Source organism: Nocardia sp. bgisy134 (assembly GCF_057708325.1).
Window position 1 is genome coordinate 71,782 of record NZ_JBYIRW010000003.1, and the last position, 24,469, is coordinate 96,250.

The 24,469-nt window shown below is 68.2% G+C and carries 24 protein-coding genes and 1 pseudogene; 12 read left to right on the forward strand and 13 right to left on the reverse strand.

Features of this window, described 5'->3' with window-relative positions; translation table 11 throughout:
* Positions 1 to 139 precede the first annotated feature (139 nt).
* Positions 140 to 1,336, reverse strand: a complete 1,197-nt coding sequence (locus tag AC3ERS_RS06970; protein WP_431964679.1) for a DUF885 domain-containing protein — start codon at positions 1,334 to 1,336, stop codon at positions 140 to 142.
* 181 nt (positions 1,337 to 1,517) lie between these two features.
* Here AC3ERS_RS06970 and coaA point away from each other — a divergent pair, with 181 nt between their 5' ends.
* On the forward strand, positions 1,518 to 2,450 hold the full coding sequence (gene coaA / locus AC3ERS_RS06975; RefSeq protein WP_431964681.1) for a type I pantothenate kinase: 933 nt from the start codon (positions 1,518 to 1,520) through the stop codon (positions 2,448 to 2,450).
* 206 nt (positions 2,451 to 2,656) lie between these two features.
* Positions 2,657 to 2,896 carry a hypothetical protein gene (locus AC3ERS_RS06980; RefSeq protein ID WP_431964683.1) on the forward strand — a complete coding sequence of 80 codons (240 nt, stop codon included), beginning with the start codon at positions 2,657 to 2,659 and terminating at the stop codon, positions 2,894 to 2,896.
* Between the two features lie 4 nt (positions 2,897 to 2,900).
* Here AC3ERS_RS06980 and AC3ERS_RS06985 read toward each other — a convergent pair whose 3' ends face one another.
* Both AC3ERS_RS06985 and AC3ERS_RS06990 read right to left on the reverse strand, forming a co-directional pair.
* Positions 2,901 to 3,512, reverse strand: a complete 612-nt coding sequence (locus AC3ERS_RS06985; protein WP_431964685.1) for a hypothetical protein — start codon at positions 3,510 to 3,512, stop codon at positions 2,901 to 2,903.
* Between the two features lie 29 nt (positions 3,513 to 3,541).
* Positions 3,542 to 4,330: an isoprenyl transferase gene (locus AC3ERS_RS06990; RefSeq protein ID WP_431964687.1), complete on the reverse strand. Its 789-nt coding sequence runs from the start codon at positions 4,328 to 4,330 to the stop codon at positions 3,542 to 3,544.
* A 148-nt stretch (positions 4,331 to 4,478) separates the two neighbouring features.
* Here AC3ERS_RS06990 and trhA point away from each other — a divergent pair, with 148 nt between their 5' ends.
* Together trhA and AC3ERS_RS07000 are read left to right on the forward strand one after the other, a co-directional pair.
* Positions 4,479 to 5,153 (forward strand): PAQR family membrane homeostasis protein TrhA, encoded by a 675-nt coding sequence (gene trhA, locus AC3ERS_RS06995; RefSeq protein WP_431965373.1) that lies wholly within the window; start codon positions 4,479 to 4,481, stop codon positions 5,151 to 5,153.
* A 227-nt stretch (positions 5,154 to 5,380) separates the two neighbouring features.
* Entirely contained in the window at positions 5,381 to 7,381 is a 2,001-nt protein-coding gene (locus AC3ERS_RS07000) for an adenylate/guanylate cyclase domain-containing protein (protein WP_431964689.1), read from the forward strand.
* 36 nt (positions 7,382 to 7,417) lie between these two features.
* Here the strand turns inward: AC3ERS_RS07000 and AC3ERS_RS07005 are convergent, their stop codons facing one another.
* A complete protein-coding gene (locus AC3ERS_RS07005) occupies positions 7,418 to 8,299 on the reverse strand; it encodes an NAD(P)-dependent oxidoreductase (protein WP_431964691.1) in 882 nt (293 codons plus the stop codon).
* Between the two features lie 49 nt (positions 8,300 to 8,348).
* On the opposite strand from AC3ERS_RS07005, the gene AC3ERS_RS07010 reads away from it, so the two are divergent.
* Positions 8,349 to 8,756 (forward strand): MerR family transcriptional regulator, encoded by a 408-nt coding sequence (locus tag AC3ERS_RS07010; protein ID WP_431964694.1) that lies wholly within the window; start codon positions 8,349 to 8,351, stop codon positions 8,754 to 8,756.
* A 157-nt stretch (positions 8,757 to 8,913) separates the two neighbouring features.
* Here AC3ERS_RS07010 and AC3ERS_RS07015 read toward each other — a convergent pair whose 3' ends face one another.
* Positions 8,914 to 10,968: a thioredoxin domain-containing protein gene (locus AC3ERS_RS07015; RefSeq protein WP_431964696.1), complete on the reverse strand. Its 2,055-nt coding sequence runs from the start codon at positions 10,966 to 10,968 to the stop codon at positions 8,914 to 8,916.
* Between the two features lie 298 nt (positions 10,969 to 11,266).
* Positions 11,267 to 11,665, reverse strand: coding sequence for a DUF255 domain-containing protein (locus AC3ERS_RS07020; RefSeq protein WP_431964698.1), 399 nt, complete (start codon positions 11,663 to 11,665; stop codon positions 11,267 to 11,269).
* On the opposite strand from AC3ERS_RS07020, the gene AC3ERS_RS07025 reads away from it, so the two are divergent.
* Positions 11,572 to 13,749 (forward strand): HEAT repeat domain-containing protein, encoded by a 2,178-nt coding sequence (locus AC3ERS_RS07025; protein ID WP_431964700.1) that lies wholly within the window; start codon positions 11,572 to 11,574, stop codon positions 13,747 to 13,749. The genes AC3ERS_RS07020 and AC3ERS_RS07025 overlap by 94 nt on opposite strands.
* Before the next feature lie 366 nt (positions 13,750 to 14,115).
* Here the strand turns inward: AC3ERS_RS07025 and AC3ERS_RS07030 are convergent, their stop codons facing one another.
* Positions 14,116 to 14,538 (reverse strand): hypothetical protein, encoded by a 423-nt coding sequence (locus tag AC3ERS_RS07030; protein WP_431964702.1) that lies wholly within the window; start codon positions 14,536 to 14,538, stop codon positions 14,116 to 14,118.
* A gap of 198 nt (positions 14,539 to 14,736) precedes the next feature.
* A pseudogene (locus AC3ERS_RS07035) lies at positions 14,737 to 14,832 on the reverse strand (recombinase family protein); the annotation flags it as partial.
* Positions 14,833 to 15,037: 205 nt separating this feature from the next.
* On the opposite strand from AC3ERS_RS07035, the gene AC3ERS_RS07040 reads away from it, so the two are divergent.
* Together AC3ERS_RS07040 and AC3ERS_RS07045 are read left to right on the forward strand one after the other, a co-directional pair.
* Positions 15,038 to 15,727: an esterase/lipase family protein gene (locus AC3ERS_RS07040; protein ID WP_431964704.1), complete on the forward strand. Its 690-nt coding sequence runs from the start codon at positions 15,038 to 15,040 to the stop codon at positions 15,725 to 15,727.
* Between the two features lie 276 nt (positions 15,728 to 16,003).
* Entirely contained in the window at positions 16,004 to 16,567 is a 564-nt protein-coding gene (locus AC3ERS_RS07045) for a GyrI-like domain-containing protein (protein WP_431964706.1), read from the forward strand.
* A gap of 54 nt (positions 16,568 to 16,621) precedes the next feature.
* On the opposite strand, the gene AC3ERS_RS07050 is transcribed toward AC3ERS_RS07045, so the two are convergent.
* The 3 genes from AC3ERS_RS07050 to mca form a co-directional block, all read right to left on the reverse strand.
* Entirely contained in the window at positions 16,622 to 17,185 is a 564-nt protein-coding gene (locus tag AC3ERS_RS07050) for a TIGR03086 family metal-binding protein (RefSeq protein ID WP_431964708.1), read from the reverse strand.
* Between the two features lie 363 nt (positions 17,186 to 17,548).
* Complete coding sequence (locus tag AC3ERS_RS07055; RefSeq protein ID WP_431965375.1) at positions 17,549 to 17,824, reverse strand: hypothetical protein; 276 nt, start codon at positions 17,822 to 17,824, stop codon at positions 17,549 to 17,551.
* Positions 17,824 to 18,690 (reverse strand): mycothiol conjugate amidase Mca, encoded by an 867-nt coding sequence (gene mca / locus AC3ERS_RS07060; RefSeq protein ID WP_431965377.1) that lies wholly within the window; start codon positions 18,688 to 18,690, stop codon positions 17,824 to 17,826. Before mca ends, AC3ERS_RS07055 begins: the two co-directional genes overlap by 1 nt.
* A gap of 118 nt (positions 18,691 to 18,808) precedes the next feature.
* Here mca and AC3ERS_RS07065 point away from each other — a divergent pair, with 118 nt between their 5' ends.
* Positions 18,809 to 19,273 (forward strand): DUF4307 domain-containing protein, encoded by a 465-nt coding sequence (locus AC3ERS_RS07065; protein WP_431964710.1) that lies wholly within the window; start codon positions 18,809 to 18,811, stop codon positions 19,271 to 19,273.
* A 392-nt stretch (positions 19,274 to 19,665) separates the two neighbouring features.
* Positions 19,666 to 20,163 (forward strand): transcription elongation factor GreA, encoded by a 498-nt coding sequence (greA, locus tag AC3ERS_RS07070; protein WP_355001973.1) that lies wholly within the window; start codon positions 19,666 to 19,668, stop codon positions 20,161 to 20,163.
* A gap of 143 nt (positions 20,164 to 20,306) precedes the next feature.
* Here greA and AC3ERS_RS07075 read toward each other — a convergent pair whose 3' ends face one another.
* Positions 20,307 to 21,452, reverse strand: a complete 1,146-nt coding sequence (locus AC3ERS_RS07075) for a cystathionine gamma-synthase (protein WP_431964713.1) — start codon at positions 21,450 to 21,452, stop codon at positions 20,307 to 20,309.
* Positions 21,453 to 21,605: 153 nt separating this feature from the next.
* Here AC3ERS_RS07075 and AC3ERS_RS07080 point away from each other — a divergent pair, with 153 nt between their 5' ends.
* Together AC3ERS_RS07080 and AC3ERS_RS07085 are read left to right on the forward strand one after the other, a co-directional pair.
* Positions 21,606 to 22,784 (forward strand): acyl-CoA dehydrogenase family protein, encoded by a 1,179-nt coding sequence (locus AC3ERS_RS07080; RefSeq protein ID WP_431964715.1) that lies wholly within the window; start codon positions 21,606 to 21,608, stop codon positions 22,782 to 22,784.
* Between the two features lie 99 nt (positions 22,785 to 22,883).
* Positions 22,884 to 23,255 carry a DUF6401 family natural product biosynthesis protein gene (locus AC3ERS_RS07085; RefSeq protein ID WP_431964717.1) on the forward strand — a complete coding sequence of 124 codons (372 nt, stop codon included), beginning with the start codon at positions 22,884 to 22,886 and terminating at the stop codon, positions 23,253 to 23,255.
* A 52-nt stretch (positions 23,256 to 23,307) separates the two neighbouring features.
* Here the strand turns inward: AC3ERS_RS07085 and AC3ERS_RS07090 are convergent, their stop codons facing one another.
* Positions 23,308 to 24,420, reverse strand: a complete 1,113-nt coding sequence (locus AC3ERS_RS07090; protein WP_431964719.1) for a mechanosensitive ion channel family protein — start codon at positions 24,418 to 24,420, stop codon at positions 23,308 to 23,310.
* Positions 24,421 to 24,469: the final 49 nt, after the last annotated feature.

Sequence of the window (24,469 nt, forward strand, 5' to 3'; positions counted from 1 at the left end):
CTTCATCTCGCCTCCGTCCCCAGCAACCCGATCGAAGCGCTGCTGCGGACGCTGTCCCTGCTGATGTGTTCCCTTTCCTCCGGCGAGGGGTGCGCGGTCATTCAGTGACGAACCGCGCGCCCACGCCGTACCTTGCCGTTCACATTTCGCGCAGTGCGCCGGGGGTGAGCGGCTCGTCGAGCAGTCGCCGGAAACGGTCGGCGCGGTCGTCCGCGTCGACGGCGCGGTCCAGCCAGCCGCCGAGCAGGCGATATCCCTCGACATAGGTGCTGATGTAGGCGCGCCACAGCGGCGAGGAGAGGAACCGCAGCGACTGACGCGCCCGCTCCGGCGTCACCAGATTCCACCGCTGCAAGAACTCCGCGACCTCGGTCTCGTCGCGGCGCCGATCGTGCAGCAGCAGGGCCGCGTCCTGGCGCACGGAGAGCAGCTTGGCCGAGGCCGTCGACAGGCGCTCGGCGCGGTCGCCGTCGAAACGCAGACCGAGGTCGGCGTAGATCTCCTGCGCCCACTTGCCCCAGCCGGGCCCCACGATCGAGCGCAGCGCCTGATCCGCGAGGCCCTCGGCCATCAGACACTGGGGCGTGTTGACCACGAACAAGGTCTGCTCGGCCTGCCCGGCCGCCACCAGACCGGCCTCCTTGCGGCAGTGCTCGGTGTGGTGGCCGGGGTAGGACTCGTGCGCGATCAGGTGCGGCAGGTTCGCCATGTGCTGCTTCAGATCGGAGTTGATCGCGACCGTGGAGCGGTAGTTGCCCAGGTAGTAATTGAATCCGGACCACGGCTTGTCGCCGACCACCTCGTAGGTGACGTGCTCGTGGTCGGGCAGCGGATAGCGTTCGCGCACCAGCTCGCGCAGCGCGCCGGAGAATGCCTCGACACAGTCGCGCAGCCGCTCCGGCGGAATCTCGTCGGCCTTGCGGTGTGCGGCGACCCGCTCGGCCAGCAGTCCGTCGCCCGCGAGCACCTCGTCCATCTGACGGTGCGCGTCGCGATAGGCCTCAGTGTCGCCTGGCGCGATGTCGACGTCGAAGTAGGCGCGCACCTCGTCGACGAAGCCGATGTTCTCGCCGGCGAACTTGCGACCCGAGCACTCCAGCGCGCGCAGGTGCACGTCGAGGAACTCGGTGCGCTCCGGCGCGAGACCCGCGTCGGGCAGCGCCGCGCGCAGGTCGGCGGCGCGCCGGGCCAAGTCGCGGGGCTGGGGTGCGGGGGCGTTGTCCACCTCGCGACGCAGCCGCGGATCGCCGGTGTAGGCGTCGACGAAACCTTCCTCGAGCCGGTCGAAGGCCAGGCCGAGTCGCAGGTACTCGGTGACGAGCGGATGCGCTTCCATGCCAGCCGACACTAGCGGGTACCGCGCACGGTATCGAGGTGGTTACCAGCCGGTAGCGGCACCCCCCGTTTCACACAATGGTGAAGCGGAGGAGAATTCGACCATGCGGCGAGAGCTAGATCGAATCTCACAGGGCCGAACCGGCTTGTGTGCGTGTTTGCCGAAATGGAGCGTCGGGTAAGTGGCACGAATGAGCGAGCCGAGCCCCTATGTGGAATTCGACCGTAAGCAGTGGCGAACGCTGCGCAAATCGACTCCGCTGGTGCTCACCGAGGAAGAACTGATCGGCCTGCGCGGCCTCGGCGAACAGATCGACCTCGAGGAAGTCGCGGAGGTCTATCTGCCGCTCGCTCGTCTCATCCACCTCCAGGTGGCCGCCCGGCAGCGCCTGTTCGCCGCCACCGCCACCTTCCTCGGGGAGAAGCACCCGGATCAGCAGGTGCCGTTCGTGATCGGCGTCGCGGGCAGCGTCGCGGTCGGAAAGTCGACTACTGCGCGTGTGCTGCAGGCGTTGCTGGCCCGCTGGGATCACCATCCGCGTGTGGATTTGGTCACAACCGATGGGTTCCTCTACCCCACCGCCGAACTCACCCGGCGCGGCATCATGCACCGCAAGGGTTTTCCGGAGAGCTACGACCGGCGCAAACTGCTGCGCTTCGTCACCGAGGTGAAATCGGGTGCGCCCGAGGTGTGCGCCCCGGTGTATTCGCACAATTCCTACGACATCGTGCCCGGCAAATTGCACTGCGTGCGTCAGCCGGACATCCTCATCGTCGAGGGACTGAATGTGCTGCAAACCGGTCCGCGCCTGATGGTTTCGGATCTGTTCGATTTCTCCATCTACGTCGACGCGCGTATCGAGGACATCGAAAAGTGGTATGTGCAAAGGTTTCTCACCCTGCGCAAGACCGCCTTCGCCGACCCCAACGCCCACTTCCACCACTACGCGGGCTTCACCGACGACCAGGCGACCGCCACCGCCAAAGAGATCTGGAACTCCACCAACCGCCCCAACCTGGTCGAGAACATCCTCCCCACCCGCCCCCGCGCCACCCTCGTCCTCCGCAAGGACGCCGACCACAGCATCAACCGCCTCCGGCTTCGGAAGTTGTAAATCACCTCCCCACAACGGGTTACGCTGCGAACGGGAGTACCATCCAGCCAGTAGCAAACAGCTGCAATCCCCCAGCCCCTAGTTCCTATCGCCTATCTCCTTGCTGCCCAAGGGTTTCCAGCCTGCACGCGGCAAGCTAGTATCGGGGCGATCGATGCGGGGGCACAACGGGGGGTACTGTGCAATCTCTGACGTGGTGGCGATTCTTGACGATTCCGGCCGCCTTCGCTGCGGCATATCCGTTCATGGGCGTGTACATCGGCACCTTCCCTGACCACGAGCTGATTCCCTACCCGTGGAACTGGCGCACGGTGGCGCTTGCGGCACCGCTGATTTCGGCTGTTGTGTGGTGGAAGTTTCCACGCGCTCGCGACGAAGCCGTCGCATTCGTGGCGGGGGTCTGGGCGTGGACCGCGGTCTTCGCCAGCATCTTCTTGGGTCTGTAAACCCCTACAACCGCCAGGCCTGGTCCAACCGGCTCGCCACATCGATGTCGAGCACCGCCGCGATGTGGGGTTTGCGGATTTCGGTGGCGATGTAGCGGGCGACGAAGCGGCGGATCTCGTGGTCGACGCCGACGAGGACGCGCAGGAGTTGGGCGCGTTTGGTGCCCGCGGCCACGTTGACGTGCACGTCGCGCCGGCGAGGTTCGGCGATGTCGATGAGGACCCGGAGCGGCTCGGCGGTGCGGGCGGTGAGGTGCAGGTGAACCGTGCCGTCCACCTCGAAGCGGTGCCGATCGATGCCGAGGTCGACGAGAATGCCGACGCGCAGCGGGAGGACCAGTTCGAAGGTGATGACCTCGTCGAGGCGGCGGTGCACGCGCGGAATGCCAAGGCGCACATGGGCGACGACCTTGGCCAGCCGCGCCGGGCCGACCCGCAAGGGGCCGACATCGAATGCCGCGCCGGTCAGCTCGCCGAACGCGGCGGCGACGCGTTCCTCGGACACGGCGTACTCGAGGAAGCGGCGGCCGAACTCCTCGTAACCGATCTGCCGACCCGGTCCGTCACCGTTCGGCGCCGGGGCGGGCGCCGGCGGGGTCTGCGTCAGAACATGCACAGACCGGACGGTACTGGAAGGTGGCCGTTTCAGACCCCGAAACGGCGATGTCGAGCCGCGTAATCGCGCAAGGCGCGGAGAAAATCCACCCGGCGGAACTCGGGCCAGTAGACCTCGGTGAACCATATCTCCGAGTATGCGCTCTGCCACAGCAGGAAGCCCGAAAGCCGCTGCTCACCCGAGGTGCGGATGACCAGATCCGGATCCGGCTGACCCGAGGTGTACAGATGCTGACCGATGGCGTTGACGGTGATCGACTGCACCAGATCCTCGCCGGTCTCCCCCGCCGCCATCTCCTGGCGCACCAGCGACCGCACCGCGTCGGTGATCTCCTGACGCCCGCCGTATCCGACCGCCACATTGACGTGCACGCCCTTGCGCCCCTCGGTGCCTTCCGCCGCGGTCCGCAACCGCTTGGCGATCAGCTCGGGAAACCCGTCGAGCGAACCGACGATCCGCACGCTCCAATCCCGTTCGGGCGCCGAGAGCTCCTCGACCACATCGGTGATCACCTCGAACAGCGTTTCCAGCTCGTCGGGGTCACGCTGGAGATTCTCGGTCGAGAGCAGGTAGACGGTGACCATCTCGATGCCCTCGTCCGAACACCAGCCGACCAGCTCCGCGATCTTCAGCGCACCGACGCGGTGGCCGTGACTCACGTCGGTGAAACCGTTCTCCCTGGCCCACCGGCGATTGCCGTCGCACATGACCGCGACGTGGCGTGGGTGTTGTTTATCGGCCAGCTGCTTGGACAGCCGGGCCTCGTAGATGCGGTAGGGCAGACCACGCACCCGGCTCCGAAGCTCCACGGCGTCCAACAGTACGCCTCGAAGGCACGATCACGGCATCGGCCGCGATTCCCCGGTACAGTGACAGCCGGAGTCAACCTACGGTCGCGTAGGTTACTCACCAGTTAACTAGGAGGTCACTCACGTGTCCGAATCTGTCGGCGCCGCCGACGCGGAGCTGGTCGGAACCTCTCCGGCGGAGGCGCTCGTCGCGCTGGTGAAGCCGCGGATGCGCGGCTGGATCCACACCTGGGCGGTCGGCATCGCCGCGATCGCGGGGATCACACTGGTCGCCGAGGCGGCCACCGTGTCCGCGACGGCGGGCTGGTCCACCCTGGTGTATGGCCTCACGGTGTGCGGATTGTTCGGCATCAGCGCCGTCTACCACCGCATCACGTGGCAGACCCCGCGCACCCGCATCAGGATGAAGCGCGCGGACCACTCGATGATCTTCCTGTTCATCGCGGGCAGCTACACCCCGTTCGCGCTGCTCGGCCTGCCGGGAAGCACCGGGCAGACGCTGCTCGCGGTGGTCTGGGCCGGCGCGCTCGCGGGCGTCGCGCTGAAACTCCTGTGGCCGACCGCGCCACGCTGGGTCGGCGTACCGCTGTATCTGCTGCTCGGCTGGGCGATCGTGCCGGTGGCCGGGCAGCTCAACGACCAGATCGGCATCGCGCCGCTGATCCTGCTACTGATCGGCGGGCTGATCTACAGCGGCGGCGCCATCCTCTACGCCACCAAGTGGCCCAATCCGTGGCCGACGGTCTTCGGGCATCACGAGTTCTTCCACGCCGCGACGGTGCTCGCGGCGCTGAGCCACTACATCGCGATCTGGTTGGTGGTGCTGCGCTGAGTTGTCGAAGCTGCGCTTAGTCGTCGGGAGCCGCGCTGAGCGGTCGTCGGCGCTGCGCTGAGCCGTTGGAGCTCGCCGGGTCGTCGAGAGCGCCGCGCTGAGTTGTCGGAGCTGCGTGAGTTTCGCATTGCCGCCCCTCCGCCGAGATTCGGCCGGATAAGCTGCTCTTTCGTGTCACTTCTCGCCGCCTGTACCCGGTCGACGTTCTCGGCGGGTGGTCGCGCGTCGTGATCGCCAAGCTCGTCGTCTGGGCGCTGAAGGCCCGCTGGGGTCTGTCGGCGGTGGTCATCACCGCGAACCTCAGCGGTCTCGCCGTGATCGTCACCGGGCTGTGGCTGAGCGGGTTCTTCGGCAGGCTCGGTGCGGACTGGATGCGCACCATGGCCCTGGTCGCGATCTATCCGCTGATCGGACTCCTGGCCGGTGTCGGGTTGGCGATGCGCGACCGGGGCAAATACTTCGGCTGGCTAGACCAGACCCGCAAGCCGACGCCCGAGGAAGCGAGCAGACTGCTGCGGCTGCCGATCGCGATCACCGTCCGGGCGCTCGCCCTCTGGATACCGGGCGTGATCGTGGTGACGGCCACCTTCACCCACCTGACCGAGATCGACGCACCCGGCGTGACGGCGGCGCTGTTCACCCTCGGCGCGTTGCAGTCGGCGGCGGTGACCTTCCTGATCGTGGACCGGCTGATCCGGCCGACCATTCCGGTGGTGTCCGCCGTGCTGAGCGACACCATGCACTGGAGTTCCTCGGTGCTCATGCGGGTCGTCGTCACGTGGGCGGTCGCGGGGGCCATGCCGCTCGCCATGCTGATCGCGGTACTCGCCGACCCGGCCACGCCCGCGTCGGACCGCATCCGCACCGCCATCTATCTGTCCGCGGTGGGCATCAGCGTCGGCGCGCTGGCCACCGCCATCTTGGCCCGCGCGGTGGCGAGCCCGATGCGGACGCTGCGGCTGGCGCTGGATCTGATCAGCAGGGGCGAGACGAACGTCCGGGTGCCGGTCGGCAGCAGCAGCGAGATCGGGCGGCTCGAGCACACGGTCAACGAGCTGGCCGCGAACCTGCGCGAACGCGAACGGATGCGCGCGGTGTTCGGCAGGCACGTCGGCGCGCAAGTGGCCGAGCGGGCGCTCACCGGAGGCATGGACCTGACCGGTGACGTGCGGATCGTCTCCGCGCTCTTCGTGGACGTGACCGGATCGGTCGCGCTGTCCACCGGCCTGCCGCCGCAGGAGTTCGTCGCCAAGCTGAACCGGCTGCTCTCCATCGTCGTCGCCGCGACCGAGGACAACGACGGACTGGTCAACAAATTCGAGGGCGACGCCGCGCTGTGCATCTTCGGCGCGCCGATCGCGCTGCGGGACAACGCGACTCCGGCGCTCCGCGCCGCCCGCCGGATCCGCGACGAGGTGACCGCGAGCGGCGAGCTGGACATCGGCATCGGCGTCGCGCACGGCCAGGTCTTCGCGGGGGACGTCGGCACCGACACCCGCCTGGAGTTCACCGTCATCGGCGACGCGGTCAACGAGGCCGCCCGCCTGACCACCGAGGCCAAGGAGGCGCCCCGCCGAATCCTGGTGAGCGGCGCGGTGATCGAGGCCGCGGCCCCGCACGAGCGCGAGCAGTGGACCCTGTACGACAACATCCTGCTGCGCGGCATGCAGGAACCGACAGCCTGCTGGACCGACACCGAGCAACCCGCGATCCAGGGCGATGATGCCCCGGAACCCGCGCTCGGCCGCGACGAAAGCCGCGTGCCCAACCGCATCACCCCGGAACGCACACCCGGGAGCGCCGACAGCCGCGCGTCCGACAACACCACGCTCGAACCCGCACTCGACGACGTCGAGGACCGCGTGCCGTCCGATGCCAAGCACCCCACGCCCCTGGGCGACGACGGCCCGGAACCCACACTCGGCCGCGACGAAAGCCGCGTGCCCAACCGCATCACCCCGGAACCCACACCCGGGAGCGCCGACAGCCGCGCGTCCGACAACACTACCCCGCAACCCACGCCCGAAAGCGCCGACGACCGCGCGCTCACCAATGCCACTCCGGAACCTGCACCCGGCGGCGCTGACAGCGGTGCGACTGGCGACTCCGCCCCGGAACCGGTCGCCAACACCGCACCCGAACCCGAGCCCGCCGCCGATAACGCCGACGATCCGGCACCGATCAGCGCCGTTGCCGAAATACGAAGCGCCGCAACGGAAGCTGAGTAGCCGGGCGCGCGCGGCCGATCCCGGCGGCGGTATCGGTCAGGCGCTGCGAGGTTTGCCGAACTCTTCGATCAGCACCGGATACTGCTCACCGCCGTGCCCGGCGGCGATCGCGCGGTCGGCCATCGCCTTGATCAACTTCGGCAGTTCGGCGTTGACACCCACCGCCTCGCTCTCCTCTATCAAGTGCGCCATCGCCCGCGCGTCGGTCTCCAGCGCGGACACTTCGGCCGGGAAAGACCCGTTGTCGATCTGCTCGGCATACCCGGGCAGCCACTCGGCCACACCGGCGGCGATCTGCCGCGCGAACGGCGCGTAGGTCGCCGCGTCGACACCGACCGTCCTGAGCAGCGCGGTGCCCTGGAGCCAAGCGTTCAAGACGCTCCACATCATGGCCAGGCCCGCCACGTCGTACAGGGACGCCAGCCCGTGATCCGCACCGAGATAGGCAACGGTGCCGAGCGCGTCGAGTGTCGGCTTGTGCGCGTCGAAGTCCGGCTGCGGCCCGCTGTGCAGAATCACCGCCTCGGCGGTGCCGATCGCGGGCGGGATGGCCATGATGGCGCCGTCCAGGTAGTTGGCGCCGCGCTCCCCGGCCCATCGGGCGGCTTCCCTGGCCTGGGCCGAGCTGCCCGAGGTCAGGTTGATCACTGTCGTTCCGTCCAGGTCGATTTCGCTGCCGCCGAGCAGTTCGTACACCGCCTGGTAGTCGGTGACGCAGAGGATCGTCAAGGAGCTCGCCGCGAGCGCGTCGGCGACCGTCGGCGCCAGCCGTGCACCCTCGGCCACCAGCCGGTCGGCCTTCGAGGTCGTGCGGTTCCACACGGTTGTGGGATGCCCGGCTTTCAGGAACGCGCCCGCGAGCGCCTGCCCCATCAGTCCGAGTCCGATGACTGTCACGGGTGTTTCGGTGTTGTTCATGGCAGCATCGTCATCGTTGATACCGGTGTGAAGGTCAAGCGAGGATTCGATGCGAATCGGGGAACTGAGTCGTCGGACGGGCGTCAACGCTCACCAGTTGCGCTACTACGAGGCGCAGGGTCTGCTGGAGGCCGATCGCGGCGCGAACGGTTACCGCGAGTTCGACGAGAGCGCCGTGCTGCGGGTGAAGCAGATCCGGCACCTGCTCCGTGCGGGTCTGTCGTCCGAGGACATCGCGTATCTGCTGCCCTGCGCGGTCGGCGAGGCCCCCGAGCTGCCCGGGTGTCCCGAGCTGCTGGCCGCGATGCGTTCCCGGCTGAAGCGACTGAACGATCAGATGGACCGGCTCGCTCGATCCCGCGACGCGCTCACCGGCTACATCGACGCGGCCGAGCGCATGGGCGGCGACAACTATCCGCCCTTCGACGATGCCGCCGTGCAGCGCGTCCCCGCCTGAGCAGCTTGCGCGCCGGAACATTCACCACCGCACCGAACTTCACCTTCGAGCGCACCGCGGTCTGCCGAAGCCGGGCGCGTTCGCGCCGACGGCATCCGGCAGCCACCGCGCCGGGCGATGGTGAGCGGCACAGTGATTCGGAGTCGCCCGTACGAATTCAGCTGCGGGCCAGCGACTCCCGCAGATCCTCTGCCGTGGTGACCGGCAGGTCGCAGACCGACCCGCGGCAGACATAGGCCGCCGCTGCGCCCGCCACCAACGGCCGATCGACGAGCAGCGGTGCGGAATCCGGCGCTCCGGCCAGAACGACCGAGCCGCCAGGCGCGAGCTCGCGCGCCACGGCGAGCAATTCCGTTGCGGTGTCGGCATTCTCTGCCACCGCGGCGACGGCGATCTGGACCGGACCGCGCAGGGCGGCTTCCGCCACGGTGAGCCACTGGCCCGCCGAGCGCGGCGCGCGAGCGAGCACGACCGCGCCGCGCCGGAGCGTCGTTTCCGCGAGTTCCCGGTAGCGCGCCGCCCGCTCGACATCGCTGACCGCGGCGGCGGTGAGCAGCGCCTCGGCGAGTGCCGACGCACCGGCCGGGGTGGCGCCGTCGATCGGGTCGCGCGGACGGGCGACGAGGGTTTCGGCGTCGTCGGCGGTGTCGAACCAGCTGCCGGGCGCCTCGGCATCGGCGAAGCGTTCGACGGCGGTGTCCAGCAGCCGCTGCGCCTGATCGAGCCGCTCCGGATCGCCGGTGGCCTGATACAGCGCGAGCAGGCCGGTGACCAGCCAGCCGTAGTCCTCGAGCACGCCCGCCGAAGCGCCGACCGCACCGCCCAGCGAGGCCCGCCGCACCCGCCAGTCGACCACGTGCTCGGCGAGCAGGAACCGCGCGCAGCGATCAGCGGCCGCCACCCAATCCGGCCGTCCGAGTGCCGAACCCGCCTCGGCGAGCGCGGTGATCGCCATGCCGTTCCACGCGGTGACCACCTTGTCGTCGCGGGCGGGCTGCGGGCGACGGCCGCGTTCGGTGCGCAACGTCTCCCTGATCCGGTCGAACCGCTCCTGCTCGGCCGCGTCCCGCGGATCGCGGTAGCGGGTGAGCACCGAGGTGCCCTGTTCGAAGTTCCCCGCCGTCGTCACGCCGAAAACGTCTGCGGCCCAAGCGCCGTCGATGGGACCGAGCGCGCCGACCAGTTCCGCGGGCGTCCACACGTAGGTCGCGCCCTCGACGCCGGGGCCGCCCGGTTCGAGATGGGTGTCGGCGTCGAGCGCGGAGGCGAACCCGCCGTGCTCGGTCCCGAGATCGTCGAGGATGAAGTGCGCGGTCTCGCAGGTGATACGCAGCGCGAGCGAGTCTTGCGCGTGCGGCGTGCGACGCGCCAGATGCGCGTAGCCGCGCAGCAATTGCGCGTTGTCGTACAGCATCTTCTCGAAATGCGGTATGAGCCAGCGATTGTCGACCGAGTAGCGGGCGAAACCGCCGCGCAGCTGGTCGTAGATGCCGCCGCGCGCCATCGCGTCGGCCGCGCGCTGCACGACATCGCGCACGGCCTGGTCGCCCGTGCGCTCCCAGCTGCGCAGCAGCCCCTCGAGCAGCGCGGACGGCGGAAACTTCGGCGCCCTCCCGAACCCGCCGTGCTCGGCGTCCTCGTCGCGCAGCACCGCCGCCACCGCGTGGTCGAGCAGCGCGGCGGAGAGGGTCAGATCGGCGTCGGGCAGACCGGCGGCCTGCGCCCGCAGGGCCTCGGCGACCTGCGCCGACGCCTTGTCGACATCCTCGCGCCGGTTGCGCCAGGTGTCGCCGACGGCGGTGAGCACCTCGGCGAACGAGGGCATCCCGCCGCGCCGATGCTTCGGGTAGTAGGTGCCGCAGTAGAACGGCTCGCCGTCGGGGGTGAGGAAGCTGGTCATCGGCCAGCCGCCCTGACCGGTCATGGCGACGGTGGCGTTCATATAGACCGCGTCGAGGTCGGGCCGCTCCTCGCGGTCCACCTTCACGCAGACGAAGTGGTCGTTCATCAGCGCGGCGGTCGCCTCGTCCTCGAACGACTCGTGCGCCATCACGTGGCACCAGTGACAGGAGGCGTAGCCGATCGAGAGCAGGATCGGCACGTCGCGCCGCCGCGCTTCCGCGAGCGCCTCGGCATCCCATTGCCGCCAATCAACCGGGTTATCGGCGTGCTGACGCAAATAAGGGGACGTCGCGCTGGCCAACTGGTTCACGACTCCAGCCTGCCACACCGGCGGGCATACGAACCGGTCCACACACAGCCCCGCGCAACCGATGTTCCCCGTCCCTCTCGCCACCGTTTCTGGTGGAGCTCGCCATGCGGGTGGCGCTGTGGCTGCTCACCACCGGGCGCGGGGCGGCGAGCGAACCGTCCGGCCGCAGCCCCAGCTCCTGAAGGCGGGCCGGTGCGGAGCGTCTCCGCCCCGGGCTCGCTCGGGTGCCTGGAGGTCGGGCGACGGACCGCACCGCGCTGCCGGTGGCGCGACGGGCTTCCGGGCCGGACGATCCCCATCACGGACAACGACGGCCGACCGAACAGCGGCACATGCCGCACAAGTGGCAGCTCGCGTCGCCGATGGACAGCGGGATCGGCATGTCGCGGCACCCTGCCTCGGCCAAGGCATCGGCATCCCACGACCTCCAGTCCACCAGGTTGTCCACGTGCTGACGCAGAATCGCGCGGTCACGCTGGCCGATCGGTTCACCATGCCACCCGGTACGGAGTCGGCCCTGTGATCGAAAGTTGTTGTCACCGTGCGGCTCTACAGTGACGGCAAACATCTCGGGTCCGGGAAGTACACGCATGGAGGTGCTGGGTGTCCGCCGAATTGGATGATGTCGACTGGGAGTCGGTGGATGTTCGTTACGGATCGGATACCGGCATTCCCGAGTTGTTGCGCGAGGTCGCATCGGGAGATGACTTCGAGCGCACGGAGGCGCTGCGGGAGCTCGAGGATCAGCTGCATCCGGACGGCAAGGTCTACGACGACGACTACGGCTATCAGTACGACTACGACCACGACTTCGAACGGTCGCCCGTCGATGAATCCCGCGCTGCGCGATTGGCGGCGTTGTGTACGCCGTTTCTGCTCGAATTGGCAGCACGGCCCTTTGGACCCGACCGGCTCAGGATGCTACGGCTCATCGCCGCGCTCGCGCTCGTGGGCGAGGACGAGGACGAGGACGAGGAACAGCCGTTCCGACTCTGGTCCGATACCGAACTGTCAGCCAGTGTCGCGTTGCGGAACCGGCAGGAAGTCCGCCGGGCCATCGGCCGCGCACTGCGGGAGTTGCTCGATCTCCTCGACGATACCGACGCGGACATCCGCGTGGCCGTCGTTCGGGTACTCACTGTCTGCGAAGAGCAGTGGGCAACGGTGGTCCCGGCACTACAGGCGCGACTCGGCTTCGAACCCGATTCGAAGATCAGAGTCGCGATGATCGGGGTCATCGGCGCGATCGCGCTGTACCGGCCGGAACAGGCGGCTCGTCTGGGAATTCCGCAATGGTTCGCCGAATTGCTCTGCGCAAGCGAAGATCCGATAGATCACCTGACGGCGTTGGACCACCTTCTGGCCGCGGACCCGCAGGCACTCCCCGGCCGCGTGGTACCGATCGTGATGGGTGCCGCACATCGGATTCTGGAGCCTTCAGGAGATCATGCCGAGACCCTTCACACGCGAAGGGATGTGTGGCCGATCAGAACTGTCTACACACGGATGGCCTCGCGGCCCGAGGAACAATTCGACCTCGTCCGGGGCCTGATCGGCAGCGAACTGCCGACCGCCCGGGGTTTCGCATGCGAGCTGGCCGAGGACCTGATCCGCACCTGGCGCACGGATCACGTGGAGTTGCTCGAAGCCATCACCGACCAGTTGGCGGACTCGGGAACCTGGTTCGCCGCCGCACAGGTGCTCGCTCGTCTCGGAACGGCAGCCGCACCCGTGATCGACCGCATTCTCGAACAACTCGAGCGCTATGAGCGGGTCACCGAATGGCACGGGCAGGCGACGAGATTCCCACAGCCGCTGGAACTTCCGTGGCTGTCACTGCATACCGAGCTCCCCATGCTGAACCAGCCCGGTCCGCTGCTGCGGGCCGCCGCCAACACCGGCGACGCACGCGCGGTGCCCGCGGTGCGCTGGGCATTGGAACTCGACGAGACACCGGATCGGCTCGAGGAAATCCTGGCGCCTCTCGGCACGCATGCGATCGAGCTGGTGCCGCTCATCCGAGACCGTATGGTCCATACGCATACTCATCCAGCGGACCCCTACCTGGACATGCGGGCTTACCGGTTGGCGCGCGCACTCGGGGCGATCGGCGAACCGGCCGCGGCGGCCGCCCCGGACATCGCGGGCATGCTGTCGGACAGGAAAGCGGAGTTGGTCGAGGTGCTGGGCCAACTCGGCGTGGGCGCGCGGTCGACCGTCGAGACGGTACGCCGGTTCCTGGATCACGACCGCCCCAGAGTTCGTTTGGACGCCGCGGTCGCGCTGTGGCGGTTCACCGGCGATCCCGAACCAGCGCTGGCGCAATTGCACGCGGTGCTGGCGGATGACGATGACGCCGTGCGCGCGGTGAAGCTTCGCGCTCATGCCATCGAGGTCGCCGGGACCTTGGGGTTCGCGGCAGGCGACTGTGCCCCGGCGTTGCGTCGGCTCATCGACCTCGACACGGACCGGTGGGCGACGACCGCCGCCGCCATCGCGTTGTGGCGGGTCACCGCAGACCCCGAACCAACGCTGACTCTGCTGCTCGATCTGAGCGCCGGAGAGCCCGCCGATCCCGACACTTCCGGCACCGAGCCACGGCCGCATTGGCTGACGGTCGCGGCGGAGTGCTTCGCCGAGATCGGACCCGCCGCGCGGGCCGCCGCACCCCTGCTGGCCGCCGAACTGGCTCGACCTCGCCGCCGTCCGGGCAGCGTGCCCGCCGACATCGAGCTCTGCCACGCCTGTCGACGCGCACTCGACGCGATCTTCGCCGCCTGAGGCGCTCGGCCACCGCCGGGACCTCCTCCGGTCGAAACCGATCGAGACCGAATCAGCGCGCGCACGACGATGGGCGGTCGGTGTCCCCGCAAGTCGTCAGGTCCTGACTGAGGTCTGGGGATCGCTGGTTCTCGCTCAGGTTCGTGGGGCGGTGCTGTCGATGACGATGCGGTGGATGGTGGAGCGGGCCGTCCCCGGCACTGTAGTGTTCGCCGCTGAGGGACCGGCGCGTCGAGCGGCCGGGATGGAGGAGATCCCAGTGGACTTGGGCAAGTACCACGACGCGACGAACGGTGGCCGCGAAAGTTCTCGACTGGATCGGCCCAGAATGAAGTTCGATCACGAACGGCGAGCCGCCATACTGCGTCAGCGACCGAAGGTGAAATTCTCTGTGGGGATGAACAATGCGGGGGCGGAATCGAAATGCACACGCACGCCTTCAGGTTGCCAGTCGACGACGCTGATGACGAGTCGATGGTCGCTCGGGACGTCCACGAAGTGGCCGTATCCCATGTTCGGGTAACGACCGGCGTAGATCTCGTACGGCAGCCGCCGGTGGAACAGCGCACTGCGAACCTCGATCAGGCCGATGTAGTGGGTCGACCCGTCGGCGTAACGGACATCGGCAGGCTGCTCGAAGCGCTGCAGCTGCTCGGTATCGTGCATCAGGGTATCGGCGAAAACCAGAGCACCAGCCACTGCCAGCACCAGGCAGACCGCTAACGCGACAAACCGGCGACGCGAAGACGGCCCGACATCAGGTTGTTTCTCCGGTACCGGGCCGTTCACGGGGCAAATGTATCAGAAGTTGATCATATGGCTGGACGGACCGGTGTCGCCCCAATTGTGCTGTAGGAGCGTTCTTTTCCGAGCTCGGGCAGGTACTTGGACACGATGCTGCGGGAGACCAGCCGAGCCGGGCGCCCGAGGAGACGGTCTCCTCCGGTCGAGTCAGGATGGCGCGGGCTTGGCGGATCTGTTCGGCGGTCATGGCCGGCGCTTGCGGAGTCCGGCCACGATCGAGATCAGGTCCTGCGGCGAGCGGCCGAGGCGGTCCAGCGACGGCACGACGAGGGTATCCCCGGGGCCGAGCGCGACACTTGCCCCCTGCTGTCAGCACGGCGGCACGGCGCAGCTTCGCCCGCGATCTCCGCACGGAATGCCGCGAGAGATCCCCCTGATCCGGCGGCAAGTTGAAATAGTCAAGTTTCACAGTGCGCGAGATTAAACTTGCGACGCTAGTTTTCTGTCTGCCCGCAATGAAGCGAGCAGATCGGAGTCAACACACATGCACATCACATCGACCATGCGCCGCCTCGGGATGGCCGCGATCACCCTGGTCGCGACGGCCACCGCTGCACTCGGCATAGCCACGCCACAGGCCACCGCGGCGCCGGCACGGGATCCGATCCTTTTCGTCCACGGATGGCAGGGAGGGGCGTGGAACTGGGATTACATGTGGGGCCGATTCCTGGGCGCCGGGTACTCCCCGGGGGAGATGGCACGATTCAGCTACGACAGCTCACAGTCGAACAAGGACATCGCACTGGAGGTGAAAGCGCAGGTCGATGCGCTACGCGCGAAAACCGGTGCGGCCAAGGTCGACATCATCACCCACTCGATGGGCGGTCTCAACAGTCGCTGGTACCTGAAGAACCTCGACGGCCTGGGTTTCGTCGACGACTGGGTCTCCATCGGCGGCCCCAACCACGGCACCGAGGTCGCCAACGGATGCGCCGACGCCTCCTGTGTGGAGATGCGGCCCGGCTCAGCCTTCCTGGCCGAACTCAACAGCGGCGACGAAACCCCCGGCCAGGTGAACTACGGCACCTGGTGGTCACCGTGCGACGAGATCATCAACCCCGATCAGAGCACCATTCTCAGCGGTGCCACCAACACCCAGACGCTGTGCCCCGGACATCTCACGCTGCTGTCCTCGTCGACGGTTTTCGAGGGCGTGCGCGACTTCGTGAAGTAGTCGGCTGAATCCTGCCGACGGAGTGGTGGACCAGATCGTCGCCATGCTCCGGAGCTGATGAACAGCATGTTCCCGGGCATGCCGATGACGAGGTCATCACGCACCGCTGAAAGCCCGATGCCGTCGACTGCACTGCCTTCGGCGGCATCGGCCTGCTCTGACATTCGACGTAGTCGCCGGTAAGGCCCGACCATCGGCGGCCGGAAACCCGTTTCGCTTGACTCTCCCGCCACTGGAGACCGGAGGCTCGATCCGAGTCCGACAGGAGGAGACATCGTGAAACTCGATCTGGCCAAGAGCGACAAGCAGTACTACACCGCACCGGCCGACCCGGTCTTACGCGCGTTCGACGGCTACGACTACGCCATGATCACCGGCTCCGGCGCGCCCACCGGCCCGGCGTACACCGACGCCGTCAAGCTGCTCTATCAGGCCGCCTACCGCGCCAAGAAAGCCGCGAAGGCGGACGGGCGGGATTTCGTGGTGCCGAAGCTCGAGGGTCTGTGGTGGGTCGAGTCGGACGAACCGCCGCTCTCGGTACCGCGCGAGCAGTGGCACTGGACCATGATGATCCGCATGCCGGACGTGGTCACCGCGGGGATGATCGGCGAGGGGCCCGTGCGGTTCGAGCGCCTGGTCGAGGGCGAGTCGGTGCAGGCGCTGCACGCCGGGCCGTACGCGACGGAGCCGGAGACGCTGGCGCGGATGGAGGCGTTCATGGCGGCCGAAGGACTCACCGCCCACGGACGCCACCACGAGATCTATCTGACCGATCCGAGCAAGAGCCCGGACAGCAAGACCAGGACGATTCTTCGCCAGCCGGTTCGGCGGCCGAGCTGATCGACCGCGCCGCCGTTATCGTCCGGCCCGCGGCCTATCGACCGCGCGCCGGATTCACCACTTACGGCCGGTGTAGGCCAGCAGTTTGCGGTGCGGCGGGGCGTCGTCCGGAATCGGCACCTCGGCCTCGTAGATCCCCGGTGTGCGGAAGATATCGATGCCGCCCATGCTCCGCATGGTCGCGAGCAGCTCGGCACACAGCGCGTCGTCGGCCAGGTCGGGCCGGTCGAGCGCCAGGGCGATGTCGACGCCGTGCACCACCACCTCGGTGAGGTGGATCATCGCGGCGGCCGGGCCTGGCATGGGGCCGAGGCCGATCTGCACCGTCGCCGTCGGCACGTCGGGTCTGCGCCAGGCGGCGCGATCCACTTCGGCCGCGGCCGCGTAGGCGCCCTGCGGGTCCCCGCCCAGCCAGTCGTCGCCGCGCGCGCCGCGCGGATCGTTCCCACTCAGCGCGGCCGCGAAGGTGTGCATGCCACCCACCGTGTGGTTCAGCACGGCCCGCACATCCCAGTCGCTGCACGGCGTCGGCGCGGCGAGCAGGTCGTCGTCGACTGCGGCGACGATTGCGCCGGTCATGTCGAGAGCGCGGTCGATCTGGCCGATGAGAGTGTCCATGGGCATCCTTCGGTCGAGCGGAGTTGGAGCATTGATAGCACGACCGGGTGACAGGCGTCGGCCGACGCACGAAGCGATGCGTCCAGCCCGAACGGCGGCGAAAACGATTGCGCCCCGCCGAATGTCGCGAATCAGCAACCGCGCCGTAGCTCGCCTACCTCAGCAAAAGCGTTGTGCGACAACAGAACTGAATATCGACGTAGCGATTGCCGGAACCGCGGTTCGGAAACCTGTTCTCGCGCGATCTGTGACGAACTCGGCACCCGATCGGGCGTCAGCCCACTCGACAACGCATTTTCCCGAGCCCGGAAATCCCGGCTCGGCGGGCGAATTCGCGCTACCGCGCCGACGATCGCGCTGGGCTCAGCTGGTTTGCGGTCGCCCCTCGGCGCCGGCGTCGTCGGGTCCGTCGGGACGGTGCACGGCGCCGTGATCGGTCCCCTCGTCGGCTTCCTGATCCGGTTCCGGATGCTCCGGCTCGAAGGTCGGCGGCAGGTTCTTCAGGTGCCGGTTCATCGAGCGGACCAGCAGGAAGGTGCCTGCGAGCAGCAGCAGGATGACGGCCAGGCCCAGCGGCGAGGCCTTGCCGAATTCGGGGCCGGTCGGCGTCCCCGGGGTTTGCGCGAGCAGTACCAACATCACCGGGTCGCGTCCTCGATGCCCGCGAACAGGTCGGTCTCCGGGATGGCGGTGCGGACCCGGGTCTTGGCCAGCTCGAACTCCTCGGTCGGCCACAGCCGCTGCTGCATCTCCAGCGGGATCGCGAAGAAGGCGCCGTTCGGGTCGATCTGGGTGGCGTGCGCGCGCAGCGCGTCGTCACGCTGCGGGAAGTACTTGCCGCATTCGATCTGCGTGGTCACCCTGGACATCACGTCGCCGCGCTCCACCGCGTAGGCGCGGATGCGATCCAGCCACTCCTGCAGCGGGAAGGGCTCGCCGATCCGCTCGTACTCGGCGGCGAACAGTTCCAGCCGCTTCATGCTGAAGCCGTGGTCGTAGTAGAGCTTGAGCGGGGTCCACGGCTCGCCCGCGTCGGGGAAGCGCTCCGGATCGCCCGCCGCCTCGAACGCGGCCACCGACACCTGGTGGCAGCGGATGTGGTCGGGGTGCGGATAGCCGCCGGTCTCGTCGTAGGTGGTGATCACGTGCGGCCGGAACTCGCGAACCACGCGCACCAGCGCCTCGGTCGCCTCCTCCAGCGGCACCAGCGCGAAGCAGCCCTCCGGCAGCGGGGGCAGCGGGTCGCCCTCGGGCAGGCCGGAGTCGACGAAACCCAGCCAGGTCTGCCGCACGCCGAGCGCACGCGCCGCGGCCGCCATCTCCTCGCGCCGGATCTCATCGATGCGCTCCAGCACCCCGGGTGTGTCCATCGCGGGGTTGAGGATGCTGCCGCGTTCGCCGCCGGTCAACGTCACGACGAGGACCTCATGGCCCTCGTCGGCGTATCGGGCGGTCGACGCGGCACCCTTGCTGGATTCGTCGTCTGGGTGGGCGTGCACCGCCATGAGGCGAAGGCCACTCACGTCTCGTTCACCATCGCTCTCGGTCGCGGGTGTCGGGTCTTCGTTCCCTATAGTTCCATTCGACCGACTTTTGTTCCGACGTACCCCCCGGGAGCGAGCAGTGACGAGCGATCCCACGCCCGAGCGCAGCGGCGACTCGGCCGCCGAGCAGGCGCGGCGACACGCCGACCGCTACGGGACGACACCGCGGACGCCACGGCGCAAGCTGGCCGTCGCGCTCGGCGTAGTGGTGGTGGCCGCCGGATTTGGCGTCGCTTACCTCGGGTTCCAGAAGTTCGGTCCGGAGGACATCGACGCCGAGCAGCTCGGCTACACGATCGTCGACGAGTCCACCATGACCATCCGGTTGAAGGTCACCCGCGACGAGCCCGGTGAGCCGGTGGTCTGCTTCGTGCGCGCGATGGACCGCGACGGGGCCGAGGTAGGCCGCCGCGAGGTGCTGATCGGCCCGTCGACGAGCGGAACGATCGAACTCACCACCAGGGTCCGCTCGTCCGCCCGACCCGCCGCGGGCAACGTCTACGGGTGCAGCGACAAGGTTCCCGAATACCTCCGGGCGGGGTGATTCAGCACCGCCGCACGGGGTAGTTCAGTATCGCCGGACGGGGTGACTCAACGCCTACGGGCGGGGCGATCGCCCGCTCAGATCGGCGCCTCGCGGGGTGAATCGACGGCCCGACGCCGACAAAATCAACTCCGACCTGCATGTTTGTGATTCATGCTAAAATGGCGTGATACACGGTTCCGCACCCCGGAGCCGTGTTTGCTGCATTGGCGGCCAGCGCTGCGCGTTCCGGGTTTTCGGGTTTGCCCGGAACCGGGCCTGTCGGGGTTCGTAGAACCACCCCCCAGGATCGCTCTAGCCGTCGGCTGGTGCATGCCCTCCGCCAGGTGGGTAATGCGGCAGTGCTCAGGGAATCCCGGCCCGCCGGGAACAACTACTAGGGAGTGATCGAGATGACTGAGACGAACGTGACCTGGCTGACCCAGGAGTCGCACGACAGGCTCAAGGGCGAACTCGACGCGCTCATCGCCAACCGTCCGGTCATCGCCGCGGAGATCAACGAACGTCGGGAAGAGGGCGACCTCAAGGAGAACGGCGGATACCACGCCGCGCGTGAGGAGCAGGGCCAGCAGGAGGCTCGCATCCGCCAGCTCCAGGAGTTGCTGAACACCGCCAAGGTCGGCGTCGCGCCGACCAAGTCCGGCGTCGCGCTGCCGGGCTCGGTCGTGAAGGTCTACTACGACGGCGACGAGTCCGACACCGAGACCTTCCTCATCGCCACCCGCGAAGAGGGTCTGCGCGGCAACTCCAACCTGGAGACGTACTCGCCGAACTCCCCGCTCGGCGGCGCGCTCATCGACGCGAAGGTCGGCGAGACCCGCGAATACACGCTGCCGAACGGCAACACCATGAAGGTGACGCTGGTCAGCGCCGAGCCGTACCACAGCTGATCCCGCCGCGCGCCCCTCGTCTGCGCGCGGGCGCCGATCCGGTCGCCGACCGGATCCGGGCCGAGAAAACCCGACCGATACGCGAGCGGCCGCACTCGATCCCGAGTGCGGCCGCTTCGTCGTATCCATTCCTGTCTCTGTCCTTATTTCGCGAGCGCCTGCTCGACGTCGGCCAGCAGGTCGCTGATGTCCTCGATGCCCACCGAGAGCCGCACCAGATCGGCGGGCACCTCCAGCAGCGACCCCTCGGTGGACGCGTGTGTCATGGCGCCGGGGTGCTCGATCAGCGATTCGACGCCGCCCAGCGATTCGGCGAGGGTGAAGATCTCGGTCCGCGCGCAGAAGTCGTGCGCGGCTTCCTTGCCGCCGTGCAGGCGCACCGAGATCATGCCGCCGAACCGGCGCATCTGCTTGTCGGCCACCACATGTCCGGGGTGCTCGGGCAGGCCGGGGTAGATGACCTGGGAGATGGCCGGATGCTTGCTGAGGAAGTCGGCGAGGGTCTCCGCGTTGTCGCAGTGGCGCTCCATGCGCACCGCCAGCGTCTTGGTGCCGCGCATGGTGAGGAACGCGTCGAACGGGCCCGGCACCGCGCCCGCGCCGTTCTGTAGGAAGGCGAACGCCGCGTCCAGCTCCGCGTCGTCGGTGATCAGCGCGCCACCCACCACGTCGGAGTGTCCGCCCAGGTACTTGGTGGTCGAGTGCACCACGATGTCGGCGCCGAGCAGCAGCGGCTGCTGCAGGTACGGGGTGGCGAAGGTGTTGTCCACCACCAACTTCGCGCCCGCGGCGTGCGCGATGTCGGCGAGCGCGGGGATGTCGCCGATGCTGAGCAGCGGGTTGGTCGGGGTCTCGACCCAGATCAGCTTGGTGTTCGGGCGGATCGCGGCGCGCATCTCGTCGGTGTTGAACACGTGCGCGGGCGAATGCTCGATGCCCCACTGGCTGAACACCTTGTCGATCAGCCGGAAGGTGCCGCCGTAGGCGTCGTCCGGGATGACGATGTGATCGCCGGGGCGCAGCGTGGCGCGCAGCGCGCAGTCGGTGGCGGCCATACCGGAGGCGAAAGCCCGTCCGTAGCGGCCGGATTCGAGCGCAGCCAGATTCGCTTCGAGGGCGGTCCGCGTCGGGTTGCCGGTGCGCCCGTACTCGTAGCCGCCGCGCAGACCACCGACGCCGTCCTGGGCGAAGGTCGAGCTCGCGTAGATAGGCACGTTGACCGCGCCGGTCTGGGGGTCGGGATCGAATCCGGCATGCACGGCGCGTGTGGAGAATCCCAGCTCACTCATGGGGACACTGTAGAGGGAGCCATTTTCGGGCTATCCGGCCGGGGCGCGTCGTGACGCCCGTCTCAGCCCCGGTCCCGGCCGATCCGCGGGCGTGCGGCCGTGGCCGCTTCCATCCGGCGGACTTCCTTCGGCGGCGCAACTTACGCTGAATGCATGGTGACTGTCGAGGAACTGTTCGCGATCGATGCGCTGCTCTCCAGGGAGGAGCGGGAGATCAGGGATACCGTCGCGGCCTTCGGCGCGCAGCGGCTGCGCCCGCACATCGCGGACTGGTTCGAGGCGGGCACGTTCCCGGCCCGTGAGATCGCGCCGGAGCTGGGCAAGCTGGGTCTGCTCGGCATGCACTTGGAGGGTTACGGCTGCGCGGGGATGTCCGCGACGGCTTACGGCCTGGCCTGCCAGGAGCTGGAGGCGGTCGATTCGGGCGTGCGCAGCATGGTGTCGGTGCAGGGCTCGCTGGCGATGACCGCGATCCACAAGTTCGGCTCCGAGGAGCAGAAGCAGCGCTGGCTGCCGGAGATGGCCGCGGGCGCCGCGCTGGGTTGTTTCGGACTGACCGAGCCCGACTTCGGCTCCAATCCCGGCGGAATGCGCACCAGGGCCAAGCGCGACGGCGACGGGTGGGTGCTCAACGGGTCGAAGATGTGGATCACTAACGGCTCGGTGGCCGATGTCGCGGTGGTGTGGGCCTACGCCGAGGACGGCGACGCCAAGCCCGTGGTGCGCGGTTTCCTGGTGCCCGCGGGGACGCCGGGCTTCACCGCGCGGGAAATGCACCGCAAGCTCTCGCTGCGGGCATCGATCACGGCCGAACTCGATTTCGACGACGTCCGGTTGCCCGCCGACGCGGTGCTGCCGGAATCGCGCGGGCTGAGCTCCCCGCTGGCCTGCCTGAGCGAGGCGCGCTTCGGCATCATCTTCGGCGCGCTCGGCGCTGCCCGCGATTGCCTGAGCGCCACCATCGAATACGCCAGGACCCGCGAGGTGTTCGACAAGCCACTGGCCGCCTATCAGCTCACCCAGGGCAAGCTCGCCGACATGGCGCTGGAGCTCGGCAAGGGACAGCTGCTCGCGGTGCACCTCGGCCGGCTGAAGGATCGCGGCGAGATCAGCGCCGAACAGATCAGCGCGGGCAAGCTGAACAGCACCAGGGAGGCCATCGCCATCGCCCGCGAGTGCCGCACCATCCTCGGCGCCAACGGCATCACCCTCGACTACCCGGTGTTGCGGCACGCCAACAATCTGGAATCGGTGCTCACCTACGAGGGCACCGCGGAGGTGCACCAGCTCGTGCTCGGCAAGGCCCTCACCGACGCGAACGCGTTCCGCTGAGGTAGAGCCAGTAATTTGCTGGAAAATTCGGCGATACGCTCGGGCAATTAGTCGAACATCACAGTTTTATGGATTCTGGCCGATTGCTAGCATGGATGAGTGTTTTCGCTCGGCCCCGCGTTGCTCGAAGTATCGGCGCGAAGAATGTTGAACCGCCTGCACACGACGCACGGGGCCGGGGCACTCATGGCGGCTGCGGAATTCCCGTCGGTATCGGCGGCGCTCGATCAGCACGCGGCCGCCGTACGCGACATTCTCGACATGGGCATCGAAGGCGCGAGCTCGGTGCCCGCGACGGTGCTGCTCGCCGGATATGTCAGAGGGTTGCTCGACCACCCCTGCCCCGCGGACTCCGGCACGGTCCCGTTCGTCAGCGCCGCACCCGAGAACGCTCTCGGCTGGCTGAACGCCGACTGGCTACAGCTGCGTCTCGCCGGGGTCTGCCGCTACGCCGCAGGGCAACAGGACTGACAGAACGTCCGCCCCGGGTACGCACCCGAGGCGGACGTTTCGATCACCGGTCCTACCGCGTGTCGCGCGGCTCGTCGTACTCCGCGTACTCGCCGCCGCCCTGGGTGTAACCGCCCTGCGGGTAGTTTCCGCCCTGCGTGTAGCCGCCTTGCTGGTAGGCGGCGCCCTGCGAATAGCCATGCTGCCCGCCCTCGGGATAACCACCGCTCTCGGGATACCCGGCGCCCTCGGCGTAACCACCGCCCTGGCCGCCCAGCGCATGGGCGCCGCCCTGGCCGCTCTGCGGGTAGCCGCTGCCCTGCGGGTAGCTACCGCTCTGCCCCTGGGTCATGCCCGCCCGCTGCTGCGAGTAGCCGCTCTGCGAACGTCCACCCGTCATGGCCGCTTCCTGGACCCACTGCTGAGCGGGCACGGGCCTGCGCGCCCACTGCTGCTCGCGGGAAACGTCCTCGCGGCCGCGCTGGTAGGCGTCAGCGTGGCCTTTGACCACGGGCATCTCCGCCTCGAGATTGCGCAGCCACGTGTCCCAGCGCCGCTGCATCGGCCGGATCAGGCCGCCGCCGACGCCGACCACCAGGATGCCGCCGACGGTGGCGAGCACGGCGATCAGGATGGGGATGGTCACCGAGGTGGCGACACCGATCTGGTTCAGCGCCCCGATGATGCCGACACCCCAGACGAACACCGCCGCCACCCTGCCGAGCACGGCGCCGTAGGACAGGCCGCCGAGCATGCTGGTGATCATCTCGCGCACCGCGTGGGCGATCGCGCCCGCGACGACCACGATGATGATCGCGACCGCGGCCTGCGGCAACCAGGAGACGATGCCGTCGAGCATGTCGCTGACCGCATTCGGACCGAACACGCCGAAGCCGAGTTGCAGCGCGATCAGCAGGATCGCGTAGTAGGCGAGCTTGGCGATCAGGTTCGAGGCGTCGTATTTGCTGCGTTCGAGCATCTGCCTGATCCCGCCGCGCTCGACGAGCCGGTCGAAGCCGACTCGCTCGAGCACCTTGCCGACGATCGTCGCCACCACCTTGGCAACGATCCAGCCGATGAGGAGGATGACCGAGAAACCGGCGAGCTTGGGCACGAACGTCGCGATCGAACTCCACGCGTCCGAAAGTCCTTGCTGGAAATCGATAGCCAAACTGGAGGTGTACACCGCGCCTTCCCTTCGCTATCCGATTAAGCCAGGGCGATTGCCGTGGCGA